The sequence below is a fragment of the Vreelandella zhanjiangensis DSM 21076 genome, from assembly GCF_000377665.1.
GTDB classification, from domain to species: Bacteria; Pseudomonadota; Gammaproteobacteria; order Pseudomonadales; family Halomonadaceae; genus Vreelandella; species Vreelandella zhanjiangensis.
Genome location: NZ_KB898655.1, coordinates 715 through 21,609 on the forward strand (window position 1 = coordinate 715; position 20,895 = coordinate 21,609).

Annotated in this window: 16 protein-coding genes; 8 read left to right on the forward strand and 8 right to left on the reverse strand. The window is 54.9% G+C overall.

The window, feature by feature from the left end; all coding sequences use genetic code 11:
* The 6 genes from D467_RS19395 to radD all read right to left on the reverse strand — a co-directional run.
* The coding region (locus D467_RS19395) for a BapA/Bap/LapF family prefix-like domain-containing protein (RefSeq protein WP_040460628.1) at positions 1-655 on the reverse strand (655 nt) is incomplete at its 3' end.
* Positions 656-917: 262 nt separating this feature from the next.
* The gene (locus D467_RS19595; protein ID WP_018918786.1) at positions 918-1,688 is read right to left on the reverse strand and encodes an OmpA family protein; all 771 of its coding nucleotides are present in this window, start codon (positions 1,686-1,688) and stop codon (positions 918-920) included.
* Between the two features lie 962 nt (positions 1,689-2,650).
* Positions 2,651-3,517 (reverse strand): 23S rRNA pseudouridine(2605) synthase RluB, encoded by an 867-nt coding sequence (gene rluB, locus D467_RS0117250; protein ID WP_018918789.1) that lies wholly within the window; start codon positions 3,515-3,517, stop codon positions 2,651-2,653.
* Complete coding sequence (gene scpB / locus D467_RS0117255) at positions 3,504-4,316, reverse strand: SMC-Scp complex subunit ScpB (protein ID WP_018918790.1); 813 nt, start codon at positions 4,314-4,316, stop codon at positions 3,504-3,506. Before scpB ends, rluB begins: the two co-directional genes overlap by 14 nt.
* On the reverse strand, positions 4,313-5,251 hold the full coding sequence (locus D467_RS0117260; RefSeq protein ID WP_244147849.1) for a segregation and condensation protein A: 939 nt from the start codon (positions 5,249-5,251) through the stop codon (positions 4,313-4,315). The genes scpB and D467_RS0117260 overlap by 4 nt, the downstream gene beginning before the upstream one ends.
* 104 nt (positions 5,252-5,355) lie before the next feature.
* Positions 5,356-7,116 carry a DNA repair helicase RadD gene (radD, locus tag D467_RS0117265; protein ID WP_018918792.1) on the reverse strand — a complete coding sequence of 587 codons (1,761 nt, stop codon included), beginning with the start codon at positions 7,114-7,116 and terminating at the stop codon, positions 5,356-5,358.
* 138 nt (positions 7,117-7,254) lie between these two features.
* Here radD and D467_RS0117270 point away from each other — a divergent pair, with 138 nt between their 5' ends.
* On the forward strand, positions 7,255-7,476 hold the full coding sequence (locus D467_RS0117270; protein ID WP_018918793.1) for a hypothetical protein: 222 nt from the start codon (positions 7,255-7,257) through the stop codon (positions 7,474-7,476).
* 132 nt (positions 7,477-7,608) lie between these two features.
* On the opposite strand, the gene purL is transcribed toward D467_RS0117270, so the two are convergent.
* Positions 7,609-11,544, reverse strand: coding sequence for a phosphoribosylformylglycinamidine synthase (gene purL, locus D467_RS0117275; protein WP_018918794.1), 3,936 nt, complete (start codon positions 11,542-11,544; stop codon positions 7,609-7,611).
* 183 nt (positions 11,545-11,727) lie between these two features.
* Between purL and mltF the strand changes: the two genes are divergently transcribed.
* The 7 genes from mltF (at position 11,728) to crtB (ending at position 20,374) form a co-directional block, all read left to right on the forward strand.
* Positions 11,728-13,194, forward strand: coding sequence for a membrane-bound lytic murein transglycosylase MltF (gene mltF, locus D467_RS0117280; RefSeq protein ID WP_018918795.1), 1,467 nt, complete (start codon positions 11,728-11,730; stop codon positions 13,192-13,194).
* Between the two features lie 336 nt (positions 13,195-13,530).
* Entirely contained in the window at positions 13,531-14,436 is a 906-nt protein-coding gene (locus tag D467_RS0117285; protein ID WP_018918796.1) for a polyprenyl synthetase family protein, read from the forward strand.
* A 45-nt stretch (positions 14,437-14,481) separates the two neighbouring features.
* Positions 14,482-15,525 carry a type 2 isopentenyl-diphosphate Delta-isomerase gene (fni, locus tag D467_RS0117290; protein ID WP_018918797.1) on the forward strand — a complete coding sequence of 348 codons (1,044 nt, stop codon included), beginning with the start codon at positions 14,482-14,484 and terminating at the stop codon, positions 15,523-15,525.
* A complete protein-coding gene (locus D467_RS0117295) occupies positions 15,522-16,802 on the forward strand; it encodes a glycosyltransferase (protein WP_018918798.1) in 1,281 nt (426 codons plus the stop codon). Before fni ends, D467_RS0117295 begins: the two co-directional genes overlap by 4 nt.
* Positions 16,799-17,977, forward strand: a complete 1,179-nt coding sequence (crtY, locus tag D467_RS0117300) for a lycopene beta-cyclase CrtY (RefSeq protein ID WP_208596499.1) — start codon at positions 16,799-16,801, stop codon at positions 17,975-17,977. Before D467_RS0117295 ends, crtY begins: the two co-directional genes overlap by 4 nt.
* A complete protein-coding gene (locus tag D467_RS0117305; RefSeq protein ID WP_018918800.1) occupies positions 17,967-19,451 on the forward strand; it encodes a phytoene desaturase in 1,485 nt (494 codons plus the stop codon). The genes crtY and D467_RS0117305 overlap by 11 nt, the downstream gene beginning before the upstream one ends.
* Positions 19,448-20,374: a 15-cis-phytoene synthase CrtB gene (crtB, locus tag D467_RS0117310; RefSeq protein WP_018918801.1), complete on the forward strand. Its 927-nt coding sequence runs from the start codon at positions 19,448-19,450 to the stop codon at positions 20,372-20,374. The genes D467_RS0117305 and crtB overlap by 4 nt, the downstream gene beginning before the upstream one ends.
* Here crtB and D467_RS0117315 read toward each other — a convergent pair.
* The gene (locus D467_RS0117315; protein WP_018918802.1) at positions 20,313-20,840 is read right to left on the reverse strand and encodes a sterol desaturase family protein; all 528 of its coding nucleotides are present in this window, start codon (positions 20,838-20,840) and stop codon (positions 20,313-20,315) included. The genes crtB and D467_RS0117315 overlap by 62 nt on opposite strands.
* Positions 20,841-20,895 lie beyond the last annotated feature (55 nt).

Consider the following 20,895-nt stretch of genomic DNA (forward strand, 5'->3'; position numbering starts at 1 on the left):
CATCTGCATCGCCATCGGCGTCTGCATCACCATCCGCATCTGCATCGGCGTCTGCATCGCCATCGGCGTCTGCATCACCATCTGCATCTGCATCGGCGTCTGCATCACCATCAGCATCTGCGTCTGCGTCACCATCGTCTGGATCCATTGGTTCGCCGGCGTCTGGTTCATCACCATCGTCGATGCCACCACCGGCTCCAGGCTCTTCGTTATCAGGAGGATTAGAATCGGAACTAGAACCAGAAGAATTGCTGGCTGCAATGGCTGCGCCCAATACGCCTAAGCCACCGAGGGCAAATACCCACGGAGAGACATCGCCAGCAGCCACTAACCCTTCTTCATTAATTTCAGCGAAGGCGAAATGCGACCAAGGTGATTGATACTGTCCTAACCAGAGTACTCCGTTGGAATCCTCTAGTATCAGCTCGCTACGTACGCCATCGGTGACAACAAAGAAATCAGCAATAACAATCTGCTCACCTGATTTGAGTACAATAACCAGATCCATACCCGACTGGTTAAATGACGCAATTTCTTCAGGACCAACCGATATTTTTACAGCGCTGGGAGATTGCAGCGCTATAACGTCATTTGCTTGTTGTTGCGTGACGTTGCCATTAGCTTTTTCTGTAATAACTATCGCTTGGTTAGCCATGTTTCACCTTCTCGTTTCTATGTACGGTCCCTGGAGCCACAAGAGCCTGCGAGCCTGGACAGTTTTAACTAGCGACACCACATCGCTAATGCTCTTTTACAAGCATTAGCGACATGAATTCGATCTTTTAAAATTATTCTTTTCATCAAACGCTTACGCTTTAAAATCATCAAAGCTCATGCTATTCATCTTGATATTCATAGCGGGTTATCAGCCAATAGAAAGAAATCATTCCAGCTCAATGGCTTTAATTCTTGTAACGCTAAGATCTTTCTTTCAAGACAATGTTGACTCGACGATTTTCCGCTAAACATGAAATGAGCTGCGGTCTTGGCATATTGTCAGCACAGGATACGATTGGCTCGTTTTCGCCTCGCCCTTCATAAGTAATCCACTGCTGTGAAACACCCCCTTCTATTAAAGCAATAGAAACAGCCCGAGCTCTTTGTTCAGAAAGATTCAAGTTATAACCAGCATCACCAAGCCGATCGGTATAGCCGATTACTTCAATGGAAGGATTATTGAAATTTTGCAGAACTTCAGCAGAGAGTTGACGTATAGCGTTTATACCCCCGGGAGAAATATCTGCACTATCAAAGGCAAACAGCAGATCTGCCGATAGAGAAAGTACGTCAGGTTTTACGAGCGCTGCATACCTGGCACCACACTGGGACCTGCGCCACTCGAAGCTACTAAGCACCTGATTTGAAAAAGAAATCTTATACTGACATACTAAATAGTCGTTATCTTCCAAGGGTAAATTGATATTGTAAAACCAATTATTGTCCTGAATACTGGAAGTAGAATCGTTAGGATTGCCGAGTAAATTAACAGTCTGTTCTTTAGAGAGTCGGCCTACCCCATTTTGCACTTGGGCAATATTAGGAACAGGCAGAAACAACCCGTTGCGAATATAACCTGGCCTTATATCAGCAACTTCCAGACTTACATCAGTAAAGTTTTGAGCATGCACATCGGCTACTATTCCGACAAACGCTGCTGCCAATATAATTGGCTTTGCCCACTTGATCATAACGTCCCCTTTCTCTCAAAGAATAACGTAATAAAATAAAGGCTTAAGCCAAAAATGCCCAAAAACCTCTTATTAGATTTCTTATCACCCTTACTTTCTATTTTTTTGACATAGATCAACATCAACAATATTAATTTAATACAAAAAAAGTAGCATTCAAGAAAAAGAATTAATCCAAATTTATTGTTAATAAGTTCAAAAAAATGAATCCTGTATCTCACCTTTATTAAAACCTTAATAATTTTTAGCTAAAAAATTAATTAGATTAAGTACTTGTGGCTTTATTTTTATAAAAACCAAAAGTAACAAAAAGTATCTTTCAAACTTTTAAGCCGAAATGCATGAAAAAAATCTTATGGTAACTTCTAATTAATCGATTCATAGGACAAAAAAAATATTTATTAACAGGCTAAAAAAAAACACTTAATTACAATTAGACACAGAAAGGAAAAAATACACAGCAATGGCTTTGATCATTGCCAATTAAGCTTTTTAAACCAACAACCTATGATTAACATTACTTAATTTGATAGCTTATTAACTAATTTAAAAGCACAAATAGTTATAAGAAAGAGCATAGCTTTTATAAATTGCTTATTGGGAAGTGAATAAGATTTCGAGGCTTTATCTAGTGGGCTAGGATTAGTAATTAGGCCTCAAACAGCGAGAAGATGATGCCTGACAGCTAGCTCTCAACAGACCTCTACCTGTTGAAAAATGGTTAAAAACCTAGCATCCCAGAACAGCATAGTGTTCTGATGAACCAGTCGGAGGAACAAGGAAGGTACAAATAGACGTACGTTGACAGGGAACGTAACGCAGGAGAAAAAGCTAGAAAAGATGATGGCGGGTAAGAAAATTATTCAGGGTAGCCCGTTACTCGCTATCAACCTGATAGATTGATAGCGAGCACTGACCACCCTGGCGGTGCTAACAACGTTAGCTCCTAAATTGACAGGCGATTAACGACGCTTGGGTTTACGCATCGTCTGTACCGGGCGGCGCTTGTTCTTATCGCGGCTCCAGCGGTTCTTTTCATCCGGCGTAAGCTCAGGCACCTTGCGTGTTTCAAGGTTGGCGAGCGTGGCGAGATCATCGACTTCGTCTTGAGAAAGCTCGACCCACTCGCCTGCTTTAGCGCGCTTATCGATAAAGATATTACCGTAGCGAACACGCTTCAAGCGGCTCACGGTAAGCTCTTGAGATTCCCATAAGCGGCGTACTTCCCGGTTACGACCCTCAAGAATGACAACGTGGAACCAAGTGTTGATGCCTTCACCGCCAAATTCCTGCACATCGGTAAAGCGCGCGGGGCCATCTTCCAGCATAACGCCATCGACCATCGCCACGATGTGCTCGCGCTTCACCTCGCCCATTACGCGAACCGCATATTCGCGTTCAACCTGGGTAGAGGGATGCATTAACCGATTGGCAAGCTCCCCATCAGTTGTGAAAAGCAGCAAGCCACTGGTGTTGATATCAAGCCGGCCGATCGCTATCCAGCGCTCACCCTTCAAGCGGGGCAACCGCTCAAATACCGTACGGCGGCCTTCTGGGTCTTTGCGGGTGCACAGCTCACCTTCTGGCTTGTTGTACATAATGACGCGACGCGGTGCTTCGTTCTCGGGTCTCAGCGTGACAGGGCGATCATCAAAACTTACCTTATCGCGGTTTTCAACGCGGTCACCCAGCTTGGCTACCTGACTGTTGACCTTTACTCGGCCATCAGAAATCGCGGTTTCCATTTCACGCCGTGAGCCTAAGCCTGCTCGAGCAAGCACTTTCTGGAGCTTTTCGCTAACGGGGGGAGTGTTATTACTCTGAGTCATCGTCTGACCTCATATCATTGGTCTGCGTGCGCGCACTGTCATCATTGGAGCGCTGCGCACGTGCCGCAAGCCGTGCTTCTAAATCAGCAAAACTTAGCGGCTGGTTTAACGCCGTCTCGGCGTGGTCGTCGGCTCTCTCAGCCGTCTTGGGTGGCGCATCCTGCACGCTTTCTGGCGCCTCGTCCAGTGTTTCTTCAGGCTCAGCTGTCTCATCAGCATCAATGTCAGCTAGCGCATCTTGCAGTGTAGGTGAATCAGACTCGTCATTGTCCTCCCAGTTGGCTAATTCATGCATGGGAGGCAGCGCATCAAGGGTTTTTAGGCCGAAATCGTCCAGAAAGCTTCGCGTGGTGGCATAGACGGCAGGCCGCCCCGGCACATCCCGATGGCCGACAACCCGAATCCAGCCGCGCTCCATCAAGGTACGCATGATTGAGCTACTCACACTCACCCCGCGTACTTCTTCTATATCACCACGAGTCACGGGCTGCCGGTAGGCAATCAATGCCAGCGTTTCAAGCAGCGCACGCGAATAGCGCTGGGGACGCTCATCCCATAACCGCGAAACCCAGTGAGACAGGCGCGGCCGGATACGCAGTTGGAACCCCGACGCCGTTTCGACCAGCTCCAACGCGCCTTCTTTGTGTCGATCACCAAGACGTGCTAGTGCGTCACGCAACTCTCGCCTTGCCGGGCATTCGTCATCAAGGAACAGTGTTTCAAGCCGCTCTACTGGCAAAGGCTCGCCAGCCGCGAGCAGCGCGGCTTCAATAATATCGTCTAAGGTGGTATCCCTCATGGTGACTCCTCATCAGGCTCAAAAGCGGGCTCTTCAAAGGAATCGCTGCCGATCTCTCCAGACTCATGACTATCATTTACGGCTTCGTCGAAAGCAGACTCTTCATCCGCCTGCGTGCCGCTGCGTGCACGAACATGAATCGGTGATAAGGGCGCGTTTTGAACAATTTCAATCATTGCTTCTTTTGCCAGTTCTAGAATCGCCATAAAGGTAACCACCACCCCAGCCCGCCCTTCTTCCAAGGCAAACAGCGCTTCAAAAGGGGTGTAATGCTCTTCTGTCAGCTGCTCCATAATTTTAAGCATGCGCTCACGGGTAGACAGCACTTCACGGCTGATTTGGTGGGCCTTAACCAGCTCAGCGCGCTTGAGGATATCGGACAGAGCGCCCAAGAGTTCATCCAGCTCAACATCGGGATGAATCATTCGGGTCTCAAGCGGCGGCAGGCCTGCCTGCACGCTAAACCAGTCGCGCCCCATACGGGGCAGCGTATCCAGTGTTTCCGCCGCCGTCTTTAAACGCTCATACTCCTGCAGCCGTCGAATCAGCTCTGCGCGCGGATCTTCTTCGTCGTCACCCTCAGCTTTAGGAGGGCGGGGAAGCAACGTGCGGGATTTAATTTCCGCCAGCATAGCGGCCATCAGCAGGTATTCACCGGCAAGTTCGATCTCCATGGCTTTCATCAGCTCTACGTACTCAATGTACTGGTGCGTAATAGCGGCCACGTTGATGGTTAAGATATCTAAATTTTGCCGACGAATAAGGTAAAGCAAGAGATCCAAAGGCCCTTCGAATGTCTCCAGGAAAACGCGCAAGGCCTCGGGGGGAATGTATAAGTCTTCCGGCAGCTGGGTAATAGGCTCGTCAAATAACCGCCCAAGCGCTTCCACTACGGGTTCTGCCTCGAGGGTAGCCGTATACTCAGGGTCAGCGATAGTGTTGTGTATCTCACTCACGCAGTAGACATCTCTTGGTCAGTGGGCGTTGGCAGGCAGTGTAACAAAGTCGGCACTTGACGTTGCGCATGATGCGCGTTGCGTTAGCCTGCTTCGGTGGCTTTACGATAGCGTCCCTCATAGTCGAAGAGCTTGTCGCGAATCTGAAAATGTCGGCCTACCTTACGTCCGACTACAAAATCTGGAGGGCGCAAGCGGCGCTGCTCGCTAATAACGTCTTCTGGCTTGATGGGTTGCCAGGGCGTACCCGGAGCGCGCAAATGCCGACGCAAAAAGGCAGCATAAAAGGCACGCCGCTGGGCGGGGGTTTCCAGGGCAAACCACTCGGAAAGCGTTGTGCCATCCTCATCGTGATAAGTCACTTTCAGGCGTGGTAACCCCCGCCCATTGATGGTTGACTCCAGCTGCATTCCGCTTACCCGTAATACCCGGGCATCTTTTAATCTGAGTGCGTCTTTAAGCTTGTCATCGGCATCCACCAATAGCTGTTCGCAGCCGTGGCAGCGGCGTGCCGCAATATCATTCTCAGCGCCACAGTTATCGCAAACCTTGAAGCGAAAGCGAAAGTCACACTGGTGCTGCTTGCCTTTCTCATCTTCCAGCAGCCCCTGGCAGCGGCGACCAAAATGCTCGATAACCAGTTCACCGTCGCGCTTGCCCCAAAACAGATTAGCGTGGCCGCAGGCCGGGCATTCCACCTGCACCGGCTCATTATCCCCCGCCGGTTTCGGCTCGCCTACTTCCGGCGCGTAAAGATCCCAGGGGTTACCCGCGTAATCCAAAATCAGACAGTCCTGTTTCCCCGGTGAAAGCCGAAGCCCTCGGCCGGCAATCTGTTGATACAGGCTTACTGATTCCGTCGGCCGGAGCATTGCAATCAAATCCACATGCGGCGCATCAAAGCCGGTGGTCAGCACCGAGACATTGACTAAGTATTTAAGCACGCACGCCTTAAAGGCATTAATCAGCTGAGTACGCTCTGCCGACGGCGTAGCCCCGGTAATCAGCGCCGCCTGGTCGGCAGGTAAATACCCCATAATTTCTTCGGCATGAGCGATGGTTGCTGCAAATATCATCACCCCATGCCGCTCAGCGGCACGCTCAACAATCTGGCTGATAATCATGGGCGTGGCGCGATTGCCTGCCACGACTCGATTTAGCTCTGCTTCGCGATAATAGCCATTTTCAGCAGGCGCCAGCATGGAAAAATCATATCCTTCGATCGCCATATCCAGACGTTTGGGTTCGGCAAGATAGCCTTGCTTTACCATCAAGCGCAGCGGCTGTTCAAACACGCAGTCACGAAAAAAGCTCGCGTCACTGCCGCGTACCATGCCGTGGTAATGACGGTGGTAGATAAATCCCTGGCCCAGCCGGTAAGGCGTCGCGGTCAGCCCTAGCACTTTCAGATTAACGTTTTGTGCCCGTAGGTGATCGATCACCTGACGGTAGCTGGCATCTTTATCAAGCGATACGCGGTGGCATTCATCAATGACTAGCAGAGTGAAGCCTTCGTCATTGAACGACTCAAGGTTACGCACGACCGATTGCACCGAGCCAAAAACCACCTGACGCGACGCTTCCTTGCGCTTCAACCCCGCGCTGAAGATATCGGCCTTTAGACCATAGGCCTGATACTTGGCGTGATTCTGCTCCACCAGTTCGCGTACATGAGCCAGTACCAATACGCGGCCTCTCGCCAACCGGGCAAGCTCAGCAATGACCAGTGATTTTCCGCTTCCCGTGGGCAACACCACCACCGCGGGTTCGCTAGACGCGCGAAAATGCGTAACGACACGTTTAACCGCATCTGTTTGGTATGGGCGTAAAGCAGGTGGCGGCATGCGACTCCAATGGCCAGAAATTTAATTAGCAGGCTATAGAACTATTTGGCTTATTACCTATCAAAGCTATTAACACGCTTATTAATAGCCATCTTTTATTGTCACGACGATGGCGTATCCCCTAACGGAGGAATCCTTATGAAAGCGAACGATCATTTCCGTTCTGAATGCCCAGAATGCAACAGCCGCTTAAAACGCCTTCCCGCTACACGTCGCGATAAAAGTCATGTGTACTGCATGGACTGTGGACATGACTTTGGTCGCTATGCGTTCTTGATTGAGCGTTATCGCCATGAGCTTGAAACGCTTGAGCTACGCCTTAACACGCCCCTAAATACTCAAACGGCATCTGGCCAATAGTACGCCAGACACTGCCACTATACATTTCAGGAAATGAAGAGCAGTTGAGAACAGTTTAAGAGTAGCGTTAGCCATAACGGCGGCCCAAGGGCCGCCGTTATGCGTTGTTAATGGCTTACACGTTGTCGAGGATTAACCGACCCAGACACGCGCATTACGGAACATACGAAGCCACGCACCATCTTCAGTCCACTCTGCCGGGCGCCAGGAGTTGGTTACCGCGCGGGTAACCCGCTCCGGATGGGGCATCATGATAGTGACGCGACCATCCGGTGTGGTTAGCCCGGTGATGCCCGAAGGCGAGCCGTTGGGGTTAGCCGGGTAACGCGTGGTCACCTGGCCATAGTTATCGATATAGCGCAGGGCAATCTGACTGCTGGACTGCATGCTGCGCAGGTGCGCCGTATCGCGGAACTCAGCGCGGCCTTCACCGTGGGCAACGGCAATAGGCAGTTGAGAGCCTTCCATACCGGCCAGCAGGATCGACGGCGTTTTCTCAACGCGCAGCATAGCTACTCGGGCTTCAAACTGCTCTGACTCGTTACGCATGAAGCTTGGCCAGTTTTCGGCACCGGGGATCAGCGTCTTCAGCTGCGACAGCATCTGGCAACCATTACACACGCCCAGCGAGAAGCTGTCATCGCGTGTAAAGAAAGCCTCAAACTGATCGCGTGCGCGTTCGTTGAACAGCACCGATTTAGCCCAGCCGCCGCCAGCACCTAACACATCGCCGTAAGAGAAGCCGCCACACGCCACGAGCCCTTTAAATTCATCCAGGGCCACGCGGCCTTCCAGGATATCACTCATGTGGACATCCACTGCGTCAAAGCCTGCTTTATCAAACGCCCAGCCCATCTCGACCTGGCCGTTAACCCCCTGCTCGCGCAGTACCGCCACAGCGGGTTTAGCCATGTTGATAAACGGCGCGCTGATATCTTCATTGATATCGAACGTCGGCGTAGCGAAAAGGCCAGGGTCACGCGTATCGAGCAGATTATCGAACTCGTTTTTAGCGCACTCAGGGTTATCGCGCAGCGCCTGCAGACGGTAGCTGGTTTCCGACCAGGTGCGCTGAGTCAGTTGCCGCGTCGTTTCTAACAGCGGCTCTTCAAACAGCGTTACCCGTACCTGATCGTCGTAACGCGGACGAGCAATGACACCGCACGTTTCAATGCCGGCCACGGCAAACTGAGTCAACACTTCTTCGGTGTGCTTGCGGTTAACCTGAATCACCGCACCAAGCTCTTCAGAGAACAGCGCGTTAAGCGCCTCAACCGGCTCATCAATCATCCAGTCGAGCTTAATCTCAAGGCCAGCGTGCGCGGCAAAAGCCATCTCCAGCAGCGTGACAATCAGACCGCCATCGCTACGGTCGTGATACGCCAGCAGCTTGCCGTCACGGTTAAGCCCTTGGATAACCTCAAAGAAGGCTTTGATATCTTCTGGATCGTCCACATCAGGGCAGGTATTGCCCACCTGGCCGTATACCTGCGCCAGCGCAGAACCACCCAAGCGGTTCTGGCCGTTGCCCAGGTCGATCAGGATCAGGTCTGATTCATCCTGATCAAGGTTGATCTGCGGCGTCAGCGTACCCAGCGCGTCGGTGACCGGGGCAAACCCGGTAATCACCACCGACAGCGGCGACGTGATGCTCTTGTCTTCGCGCTCTCCCTGATCATTCTCATCCTGCCAGGAGGTACGCATCGACATGGAGTCTTTGCCCACCGGCACCGCAATGCCCAGCGCCGGGCAAAGCTCCATCCCTACGGCGTGAACCGCGTCATAAAGCGCTTGGTTCTCACCGGGGTGATCGGCAGCGCTCATCCAGTTGGCGGAAAGCTTGATATCTCCCAGCTTGGCAATCGGCGCGGCCGCAAGGTTGGTAATCGCCTCGGCCACTGCCAGGCGTGCGCTGGCCGCGGGGTTAATCAAGGCAACCGGCGGGCGCTCACCCATGGCCATCGCTTCACCGGCATGCGTGTCATAACTTGCAGTGGTCACCGCTACATCGGCAACCGGCACCTGCCAAGGGCCCACCATCTGGTCACGGGCCACCTGGCCTGTAATCGAGCGGTCGCCAATGGTAATCAAGAAGCTTTTGGATGCCACGGCGGGCAGACGCAAAACGCGGTCCAACGCTTCGCGAAGATCCAGGTTATCCAGCATGACGCCGGAAAGCTCGGGCGAGTGACGCTCAAAGCTGCGCTGCATTTTCGGCGCTTTACCGAACAGCACGCTCATCGGCAGATCAATCGGCTTGCTTTGGAAATGGCCATCGCGCACTTCCAAATGGTGATCGGCCTGGGCTTCTCCCACGACGGCATAGGGGCAGCGCTCGCGCTTACACAGCGCATCAAACGTATCCAGGTCTTCCGGCGCAACGGCCAGTACGTAACGCTCCTGGGCTTCGTTACACCAGATTTCCAGCGGGCTCATGCCCGGCTCGGCGTTGGGCACGGCGCGTAAATCGAAAAGTCCACCGCGGTTGCCGTCTTTAACCAGTTCAGGCAGCGCGTTGGAAAGCCCGCCTGCACCGACGTCGTGAATAAAGCGAATCGGATTTTTATCGCCCAGCGACCAGCAGCGGTCGATGACTTCCTGGGCACGCCGCTCGATTTCGGGGTTTTCACGCTGCACCGAGGCAAAATCCAGATCAGCGCTTGAAGTGCCGGAAGACATGCTGGAAGCCGCCCCACCGCCCAAGCCGATCAACATCGCCGGGCCGCCCATCACAATCAGCTTGCCGCCCACCGGGATATCGCCCTTTTGAACGTGCTGAGCGCGAATGTTGCCGTAACCACCGGCCAGCATGATCGGCTTATGGAAACCGCGCCGCTCAATACCGCCTTCGTTAAGCGTATCCTGCTCGTAGGTGCGGAAGTAGCCATTGAGATTAGGGCGACCAAATTCATTGTTAAACGCGGCGCCACCAATCGGCCCTTCAAGCATGATGGCAAGGGCTGACTGCATGCGCTCGGGCTTACCGTAATCAAACGCTTCCCACGGCTGCACGAATTCAGGGATTCGCAGGTTGGAAACGGTAAAGCCGGAAAGGCCTGCTTTCGGTTTGCCGCCGATACCGGTTGCACCCTCATCACGAATTTCACCACCAGAACCAGTTGCGGCACCCGGGAACGGCGCAATCGCGGTGGGATGGTTATGCGTTTCCACCTTCATCAGAATATGGATCGGCTCTTGATGGGTGCCATATAGCGCGCGCTCACCCTCAGCACCGGTCAGCGGCGTCGCATAAAAGCGCCCTGCCTGGCTGCCTTTGATAACCGCCGCATTATCGCTATACGCCGATAAGACGTTGTCAGGGGAGGTCGCAAAGGTGTTCTTGATCATTTTAAACAGCGAGTGGGACTGCGGCTCGCCGTCAATCACCCAGTCGGCGTTGAAAATTTTATGTCGGCAATGCTCTGAGTTCGCCTGCGCAAACATCATCAGCTCAACGTCAGTGGGGTTACGCTGAAGCTCGTTGAAGGCATCTACCAAATAATCAACTTCATCGTCGGCCAGCGCCAGACCCAGCTCGCGGTTAGCGGTCACCAGCGCATCACGGCCGCTGTTCAGTATATCCACACTGCCCAGCGGCGCCGGCGCGTGATGGGCAAACAATCTTGCCGCATCAGACGCGTCATCAAGCACGGCCTCCGTCATGCGGTCGTGCAATAACGCCGCCAGGGCCACTAGACTCTCTTCGCTGGGAACGGCGCTAAACCCTACCCGGTAATCAATTCCACGCTCTATACGCCGAATTTCTGACAGCCCGCAGTTATGCGCGATATCGGTCGCTTTCGATGACCAGGGTGACTGAGTGCCTAGACGTGGCACCACCAGAAAACGCTCGCTCTGGGCAGGTATCTCAGTGCTGGTATGCGTACCGTAATCCAACAGCTGTGTCAGACGCTCTTGGGAGGCGTCACTGAGTTCTTCATGGTGATCAATAAAATGAACATAGTGGGCAGACAGTGCCTCCACCTCGGGAACACGTTCACGCAGCACCGTTAACAGCCGTGTATGACGGAAGGCAGAAAGGGCGGGCGCGCCTCGCAGTTCGAGCATATCCTGAAGCCTCTAGAGCAGAGAAAATTCGTGCAGGGAAATAGCAGGCCGCAACGCGGCCCCCTTAAATGACACTAATTAGCCACTATGATACTGGAAAGCGGCGGCCACACGAAATCAACAAGGTGACAGCATGATCCTGGCTGGGTATCGTGGCAGCTTGTTTCATGCCGACAAGACCCCATGCCGACATTGATCTATCAACATTTCATAGCGCGTTTTCGTCTCTATTTTACCCTAATTATCATTGCTTTACTGATATTGACACCCACCTTTCCCAAGGTACCCAAAGGCGAACATTTAACGCAGATTCAAGCCAAAGATTTTATTACTGCTCATACGCGCAACACTCCCACGACCTATTATGAAGGCCGCCAGGGACCGACCGGCTTTGAGTACGAGCTGATGCACCAGTTCGCCGAATATTTAGGCGTGAGCCTCAACCTCAACGCCAAGCATCATGCCGAGAGCGTTTTGTCGGCGGTACGTGAGCAGGGCGACCTTGGCGCGGCGGCGCTGCCTCTTCTCCCCGATACAACAGAGGTGTATTACACACGTCCGATTATTCAAATGCAGCCGCTGGTCGTCTACCGGCGGGGTTTACACGGCATACAGGAACCCGGTGATCTGGTGGGCCTTGAGCTGGGTACGCTGAGCCAAGCGGGTACCAGCGAAGCCCTGCGTGAACTTCAGCGTGACTACGCTAATTTAAGCTGGAGGGAGTCCCACGAGCTGGAAGTAGCCGAACTGCTCGCTCAGGTAGAAAGCGGCACGCTGGATGCAGCGGTTATTTTTGATCATCAGTTTCGACTTAACCGGCTGTTCTTCCCTAATGTTGAGCGGGGCTTTTTACTCGGCGACCCGCTTTCCATGGTATGGGCCGTGCCCAGGGGGCGTGGTTTAGGGCTGCTGGAGGCTGCCAATGACTTTCTGCAAAACCTGCAGGAAAACGGCACGCTCAACCATCTGGTGAACCGCTACTTTGGCCATGACGACTACCTGGAGTATGTCGGCACGCGTACCTTCCTGGGCCACCTTGATGCACGTCTGCCCCAGTTTGCCGACCTGTTTAAGCAGGCCGCCGCCGCAACCGGATTTGACTGGAAACTGCTGGCCGCGGTGGGCTATCAGGAGTCTCATTGGGACGCCGATGCGGTTTCCCCCACCGGTGTACGCGGACTGATGATGCTGACCCACCCGACCGCGAGCGAAATGGGTGTGGCTAACCGGCGTGACGCGGCGCAAAGCATTGATGGCGGCGCACGCTATCTGCGCAGTCTTAAAGACCGGCTGCCTGAAAGCATTACCGGTAATGACCGCTTGTACATGGCCATGGCGGCCTACAATATTGGCCTCGGCCACCTTTACGATGCGCGCAAACTGGCAGAAGCAGGCGGTAAGAATCCCAACCTGTGGAACGATGTGCGTGAGACGCTGCCGCTCTTACAGCATCAGGAGTGGTATAGCCAAACGCGCCATGGTTACGCACGCGGCGGCGAACCGGTCATTTATGTGCGCAACATTCGCCGCTATTACGAAATGATCGAGTATGTGGAGCGCAGCCGTCAGCAGTTTTTCCAATTAGAACAGGCAGGCATTGAAGATGCTGCCCAGTTGCCTTTCGAACTGATTCCCCCGCTCACCCCCTAGCCCTTTTTTAAAACGCTCCACGCCTAACGCTGTCGATGATTAAAGCCCAGCCATTGACAATGGTTATGCAAATAACCATTGTTGTATAATTTACAACACTATAAGCATGCTCGGTGAACGGTATTCATATCGCTGTTTTCAGATAAAAAATGTGCGTTTAAATGGCATAAAAAAGGAAATTTACGCCGTTTGAATTACGCTTTGCAGACATACAAGTAAAAACGTTTGCCGCCCCAGGCGGTCGCGCCGTCAACAGAACAGGTTGGCTTGCACTACCGCAATGTGCGCTCAATAGCTGCCATACATTGTCATGATGGGAAACCAGGGATCGCTTTGATGAACGCCAACGTCGATACATTTTCAAGCCATGAAAACGAAGTGCAGGCACTGCGCGAAGCGCTTCAAAATCGCCTGGCGCAACTGCTGCCTGAAGGTCATGAACACGACCTGGTGTGTGAGGCAATGCGCGAAGGCACCCTGGCACCCGGCAAACGTATTCGCCCTCTTCTACTCATGCTTGCGGCACAGGATTTAGGCTGCGAGCCAGATAAGCCCGGCCTTCTGGATCTGGCATGTGCCGTGGAAATGATCCACGCCGCCTCGCTAATCCTTGACGACACTCCCTGCATGGATAACGCCCTTTTACGTCGCGGTAGACCCACTATTCACCGCCAGTTCGGCGAAAATGTCGCGATCCTTGCTGCCGTAGCGCTTCTCAGCCGGGCCTTTGGCGTGGTGGCAACAGCCGACGGCTTATCGGATACCTGCAAGACACAGGCGGTGGCAGAGCTTTCCACAGCTGCCGGTTTACAAGGGCTGGTTCAGGGCCAGTTTCGCGACTTAAGCGAAGGCAGTAGCGCCCGCAGCGCCGAGGCCATCATCACTACCAACACACTTAAAACCGGCGTGCTGTTTGATGCCACGCTGCAAATGGCTGCTATTGCCGCAGGCACCTCGCCCGAGATACGTCACTCGCTGCGCTGCTTTGCCCAGGATCTGGGGCAGGCTTTTCAGCTACTGGATGACCTTTCCGATGGCCTGAGCGGTACCGGTAAGGACATCAACAAAGACAGCGGCAAATCAACTCTGGTGGCCATGCTGGGCACTCAAGCCGTACACCAGCGCCTTCAGGAGCACCTGCATAGCGCCGACGAGCACTTGTCATCTGCTTGCGCGCAGGGGGCGGCGACCCGGCGCTTCATGCACACCTGGTTCGATAAGCAGTTGGCCACGTTTAGCTGACGCAGCATGTTTTATCGTGCAGGATTCAGATTCAAGGGAGCGGCAATGAAGGACACCGAGCTGACACAGCGTAAAAACGACCATCTGGATATTGTGCTCAACCCAGCGCTGGCTAGAAAAACCATCCGCACGGGGTTTGAGCGTTGGCGCTTTGAGCACTGCGCACTACCCGAGCTCGACCTGGACAGCATTGACCTACGCACCGTGCTGTTTGGGCGCACCCTGCAGGCGCCCCTGCTGATTAGCTCAATGACCGGCGGCGCCAGCCGGGCCACCAGCATCAATCGCTATTTGGCCCAAGCGGCCCAAACCCTGGGCCTTGCCATGGGCGTTGGCTCCCAGCGCGTGGCGCTTGAGAGCGAAGCCAACTGGGGGTTAACCAGCGAACTGCGCCAGATTGCCCCCGATATTCCTCTGCTCGCCAACCTCGGGGCGGCGCAACTACTTGGCAAGCACGGCGTTGACTATGCCCGCCAGGCAGTCGACATGATCGAGGCCGATGCACTGATTGTGCACATCAACCCGTTACAGGAAGCCCTGCAAACCGGCGGGGACCGTGACTGGCGCGGCATTCTGCTGGCGATAGAACAGGTGTCGAACGCCCTGGCGGTACCGGTGTTGGTGAAAGAAGTCGGTGCGGGGCTCTCAGCATCGGTTGGCCGCCAGCTAGCGGGCGCGGGTGTTGCCATGCTGGATGTTGCCGGTGCCGGTGGCACCAGCTGGGCCGCCGTAGAAGGCGAGCGCGCCAGCACGCCGCAAAAACGCGCCGTGGCCATGGCCTTTGCCGACTGGGGCATTCCAACGGCCCAAGCGCTGTGCGATTTACGTAAAACGCTACCCGATATGCCCTTAATCGCGTCAGGAGGTATTCACGACGGCATTGACGCCGCAAAAGCGCTCTGCCTGGGAGCCCAACTGGTAGGCCAGGCGGCAGCGAGCTTAAACAGCGCCAATACCTCAGCCGAGGCGGTCATCGAACACTTTCAAATCCTGATCGAGCAGCTGCGGGTTGCCTGTTTTTGTACGGGTAGCGCGGATTTAGTCGCGTTAAAGCACGCCACGCTGCTGCGTATAGAGAACGACGCATGAGCCACTATGCGGTTGTTGCGCCACCGCTATATAGCCACGTCAAAGCCCTGCAGGCGCTTGCTTTACAGTTGATTGAACGCGGCCATCAGGTAACGTTTGTGCAACAGTTTGAAGCGCTTGGCCTGCTTAGCGACTCACGCATCGGATTTTACCCGCTGGGCGAGCAGCGCCTTCCTGCGGGTAGCTTGGCCAAGACCTTAACGCGGGCAGCACGTCCATCGGGCCTAGGGCTTTTTTGGTTAATCAGCGATTTGGCCCGCACCACCGATATGCTGTGCAGCGAATTGCCTGCGGCTCTTGAAGCGCTTGGCGTGGATGGACTGATTGTGGATCAAATGGAAGCGGCCGGCGGGTTGGTCTCCGACGCTCTGGGCCTGCCTTATGTATCGGTGGCATGTGCCCTGCCGGTCAACCGCGAGCCGGGGTTGCCGCTACCCGTAATGCCGTTTGCCTATTCAAACAGCGCCCAGGCCAGGCATCGTTATGAGGTCAGCGAAACCATTTATGACTGGCTGATGCGCCCCCAGGCGCGCGTTATTGCCCGACATGCCCAGCGCCTTGGGTTAACGCCCCGACACTCGCTGCACGAATGTTTATCACCGCTGGCCCAGATCAGCCAAACGCCCTTAGCGCTCGACTTCCCCCGCACCGTTCTACCCGCCTGCTTTCATGCGGTAGGGCCCTTGCGTGAACCCAAGCCGGATACGGCTAAATTGAGCGCACACGCCGATATGCCCAGGCAGCCGTTTGTGTTTGCCTCGCTAGGTACGCTCCAGGGCCATCGCTACCGGCTATTTTGCAAAATAGCCCAGGCCTGTCAGCAGCTCAACATGCCGCTTTTGATTGCCCACTGCGGCGGGCTAAATGCTGCCCAAGTTAACCAGCTTAAAACCTACCCGGCCACTTTCGTTACCGATTTTGCCGACCAGCGGGCTGTTTTAGAGCAGGCACGCGCCGTTATTACCCATGGCGGCTTGAATACGGTAATTGATGCAGTCGAAAGCGCTACTCCGATGCTTGCCATTCCTATCGCCTTCGACCAGCCAGGCGTTGCCGCGCGCATCGCCCATCACGGGATCGGCCAACGCGTTTCTCGTTTTTCAAGCGCATCGACGGTGGCCAAACGGTTGGGCCGTCTACTCAACAACGATGCTTATCAGCAGCGCCTGCACGCCATGCGCTCACCGCTCGCCCAGGCAGGCGGTGCGAAACAGGCCGCGGATATTACCGAGCAGGCTTTACGCGAACAGCGTCCGGTGTTGGCGAGGGCGGCATGATGAATACCCAGTGGGATGTGATCTTAGTAGGCGCAGGCTTGGCCAACGGGTTGATTGCCTGGAGGCTGAAGCAGCGCCAGCCTGCATTAAAGGTGCTGGTACTGGAAGCCGGAGAGCGCCCGGGCGGCAACCATACCTGGTCGTTTCATGAAGGCGACTTGAGCGCAGCGCAACACGCTTGGCTCGCCCCCTTGGTAGCCCATTGCTGGCAGGGCTATGAGGTGCGCTTCCCTGAATTTACCCGCAAGCTGCCCAATGCCTATTTAAGCGTGACCTCTGAGCGCTTTGCGAGCGTCATGGAAGAAGCCCTGGGTGAGCATTTAATAACCAATACCCAAGTGGCTAACGTCACGCCCACCAGCGTCGAGCTTCCTGACGGCACCACGCTTAGCGCAGCGGCGGTGATCGATGGCAGGGGTTATCAACCAAGCCCGCATTTGACCATTGGCGCTCAGGCGTTTATCGGCCAGCAGTGGCAGCTGAGCAAGCCCCATGAATTAACCCAGCCGCTCCTGATGGATGCCACTGTCGACCAGGCTACAGGCTACCGCTTCGTCTATACGCTGCCACTTTCCGTCGATGAGCTTCTAATCGAAGATACGCACTACATCGATCAGGCCACGCTTGATGAACAGCAGGCACGTGCCAATATCAAACATTACGCGGCGGCCCAAGGCTGGCAGCTAAAAACGCTTAAGCGCGAGGAGCGCGGCAACCTGCCGATCACCCTTGCGGGCGATTTCGAGGCGTTCTGGCAGGCGGCGCAGCAGCAACCCATGAGCGGGCTACGCGCCGGACTTTTTCACTCAACGACCGGGTATTCATTGCCCCACGCGGTCGAGCTGGCCGATCTGATCGCTGCACAGCAAACCCTTAACGTCAACACGCTGTTTGAGCTGATAAAACGCTTTGCCGCGCGGCGCTGGCGGCAGCAGCGCTTTTTCCGCATGCTCAACCGCATGCTGTTTCTGGCCGGGCCTGCGGAGAATCGCTGGCGAGTCATGCAGCGCTTTTATGGCTTGAACGACGCGCTTATCGCGCGCTTTTACGCAGGCCATCCGACCCTGGCCGATAAGGCCCGAATCCTGTCAGGCAAGCCGCCAGTCCCGGTGGGCGAAGCCCTTCAGGCCGTGCTTAAACAAACCCCTCGGCTGCGAGCCTTTAATGATGAGTAAAACAATCGTAATAGGGTCAGGCTTCGGCGGCTTGGCCCTGGCCATTCGACTGCAGGCGGCGGGCGTATCCACGCTGATTCTGGAGCAGCGCGATAAGCCCGGCGGGCGCGCCTATGTCTATAAGGACCAGGGCTTTACCTTTGACGCAGGTCCCACGGTTATCACCGATCCAAGCGCTATTGAAGAACTCTTTACCCTGGCGGGCAAACGCCTGGAAGACTACGTCGAACTAATGCCGGTCACGCCCTTTTATCGCCTGTGCTGGGAATCAGGAAAGGTATTCAATTACGATAACGATCAGGCAAACCTTGAGACGCAGATAGCCCGCTTTAATCCTCAGGACGTAGAAGGCTACCGGCGCTTTTTAGACTACTCCCAGGCAGTGTTTAAAGAAGGGTATCTAAAGCTTGGTACGGTTCCTTTTCTGTCGTTTCGCGATATGGTGAAGGCTGGCCCACAGCTGGCGCGTCTGCAGGCCTGGCGCAGCGTTTACAGCATGGTTGCCAAGTTTATTGAAGACGATCACTTGCGCCAGGCGTTCTCGTTTCATTCGCTGCTGGTCGGCGGCAACCCGTTTGCCACCTCCTCCATATACACACTGATTCACGCCCTTGAGCGCGAATGGGGTGTGTGGTTTCCGCGCGGCGGCACGGGCGCGCTGGTTCAAGGCATGGTTCAGCTGTTTAAAGACCTCGGCGGCGAAATCGAGTTTAACGCCAAAGTCACTCAGCTTGAGGCCGAGGGCAATACTCTACAGGCGGTACAGCTTGCCGATGGGCGGCGTATCGAGGCGAGTGCTGTGGCATCGAATGCCGATGTGGTGCACACCTATGAAAAGCTTTTAGGCCACCATCCGGTAGGTGCCAAGCGCAGCACCTCGCTCAAGCGCAAGCGCATGAGCAACTCGCTGTTCGTGCTCTACTTCGGGCTTAACCATCATCACGATCAGCTAGCTCATCACACCGTCTGCTTTGGGCCGCGCTACAAGGAGCTGATTGACGATATCTTCAACAGCGACGCACTGGCCGAGGATTTTTCGCTCTACCTTCACGCGCCGTGCGTTACCGATCCCTCGCTGGCGCCGCCTGACTGCGGAAGCTACTACGTGCTGGCCCCAGTACCGCATTTGGGCACCGCTAATCTGGATTGGGAAGTAGAAGGACCCCGCTTGCGCGAGCGCATTTTCGACTACCTTGAACAGCACTATATGCCGGGGCTGCGCGAGCAGCTGGTGACCCACCGCATGTTCACGCCGTTTGATTTTCGCGATCAGTTGGGCGCCTATCAGGGCTCGGCGTTTTCCGTCGAGCCGATTCTTACTCAAAGCGCCTGGTTCCGCCCGCATAACCGGGATAGCCGGATTGCTAACCTTTACCTGGTAGGAGCCGGCACGCATCCCGGTGCTGGCGTACCTGGGGTGATCGGCTCGGCCAAAGCAACGGCCGGGTTAATGCTGGAGCAACTGGCCCCATGAATCAGCCACTGCTTGACCACGCCACCCAGACCATGGCCGTCGGCTCGAAAAGCTTCGATACCGCAGCCAAGCTGTTCGATGCCCGTACACGGCGCAGTGCGTTGATGCTCTACGCCTGGTGCAGGCACTGCGATGACGTCATTGATGATCAGACGCTGGGCTTTAACGCCATGGTCGATAGCCCGACCAGCGCCCAGCAGCGCCTGGCTACCCTGCAAGAGCAGACCCAGCAGGCTTACGCTGGCGAACCCATGCAAACGCCTGCCTTTGCGGCGTTTCAGGAGGTTGCTCTTGAGCACTCGATTCCGCCCAAACGCGCGTTCGAGCATCTTGAAGGGTTCGCCATGGACGTGCGTGAGGAGCGCTACATTACTTTCGACGATACGCTGCGCTACTGTTATCACGTTGCGGGTGTAGTGGGGTTGATGATGGCGCAGGTAATGGGTGTACGCGATGACGCCGTTCTGGATCGCGCCTGCGACCTGGGGCTGGCCTTTCAGTTAACCAATATTGCCCGGGATATTGTGGAAGATGCCCGCGTGGGGCGCTGCTATCTGCCGGAGAGCTGGCTTATAGAAGAGGGGCTTTCACCGACGGCGCTTGCCGACCCTGCCTACCGCCCTCAGGTGGCGCGGCTTGCCAATCGACTGGTCGAAGAAGCCGAGCCCTACTACACCTCTGCAACCGCCGGGCTTGCCGGGCTACCGCTGCGCTCGGCCTGGGCAATTGCCACCGCCCACGGGGTATATCGTAAAATTGGCTTGAAAGTGCAGCGCGCCGGAGAAAACGCCTGGGACAAGCGTCAGGGCACAAGTACCTATGAAAAAGTGGCCCTGCTGATCAAGGGCGCTACACAGGCACTTAGTTCTCGCGTGGTGACACCGGCGCCGCGCCCTTCGGGTCTTTGGCAGCGTCCGGACTAGCCGATTTGGCCTGACGGTTTCTTAACACCGTCTGGAGCTTTTCCACCGGCGGCGAGTATAAAAAACCAAACGATACGCACTCTTCCCGGCTTTTAACGACATGATGCAGGCGGTGCGCTGTGTACAGGCGCTTTAGATAGCCGCGCCGAGGGATATAACGAAACGGCCAACGCTTATGTACTAACCCATCGTGCACGATGAAGTAGATCGCGCCATAAGCCGTCATGCCCGCGCCAATCCACTGCAGGGGCCAGAGGCCTGCCGTGCCCAGCGCAATGAGAACAATGGCCAGCACGGCAAACACCACGGCGTATAAATCGTTGAGCTCAAACCACCCCGTGCGCGGCCGATGGTGCGAGCGATGCCAGCCCCATCCCCAGCCGTGCATGATGTACTTATGCGCCAGCGTGGCGATAAGCTCCATGCTTGCCACCGTGACCAAAACAATTAACACATTCCACGCCATAAGCACCGCTTCTCCCTGACACTGCCTCTATAGCTACCGGTCACGTTGCCCACTG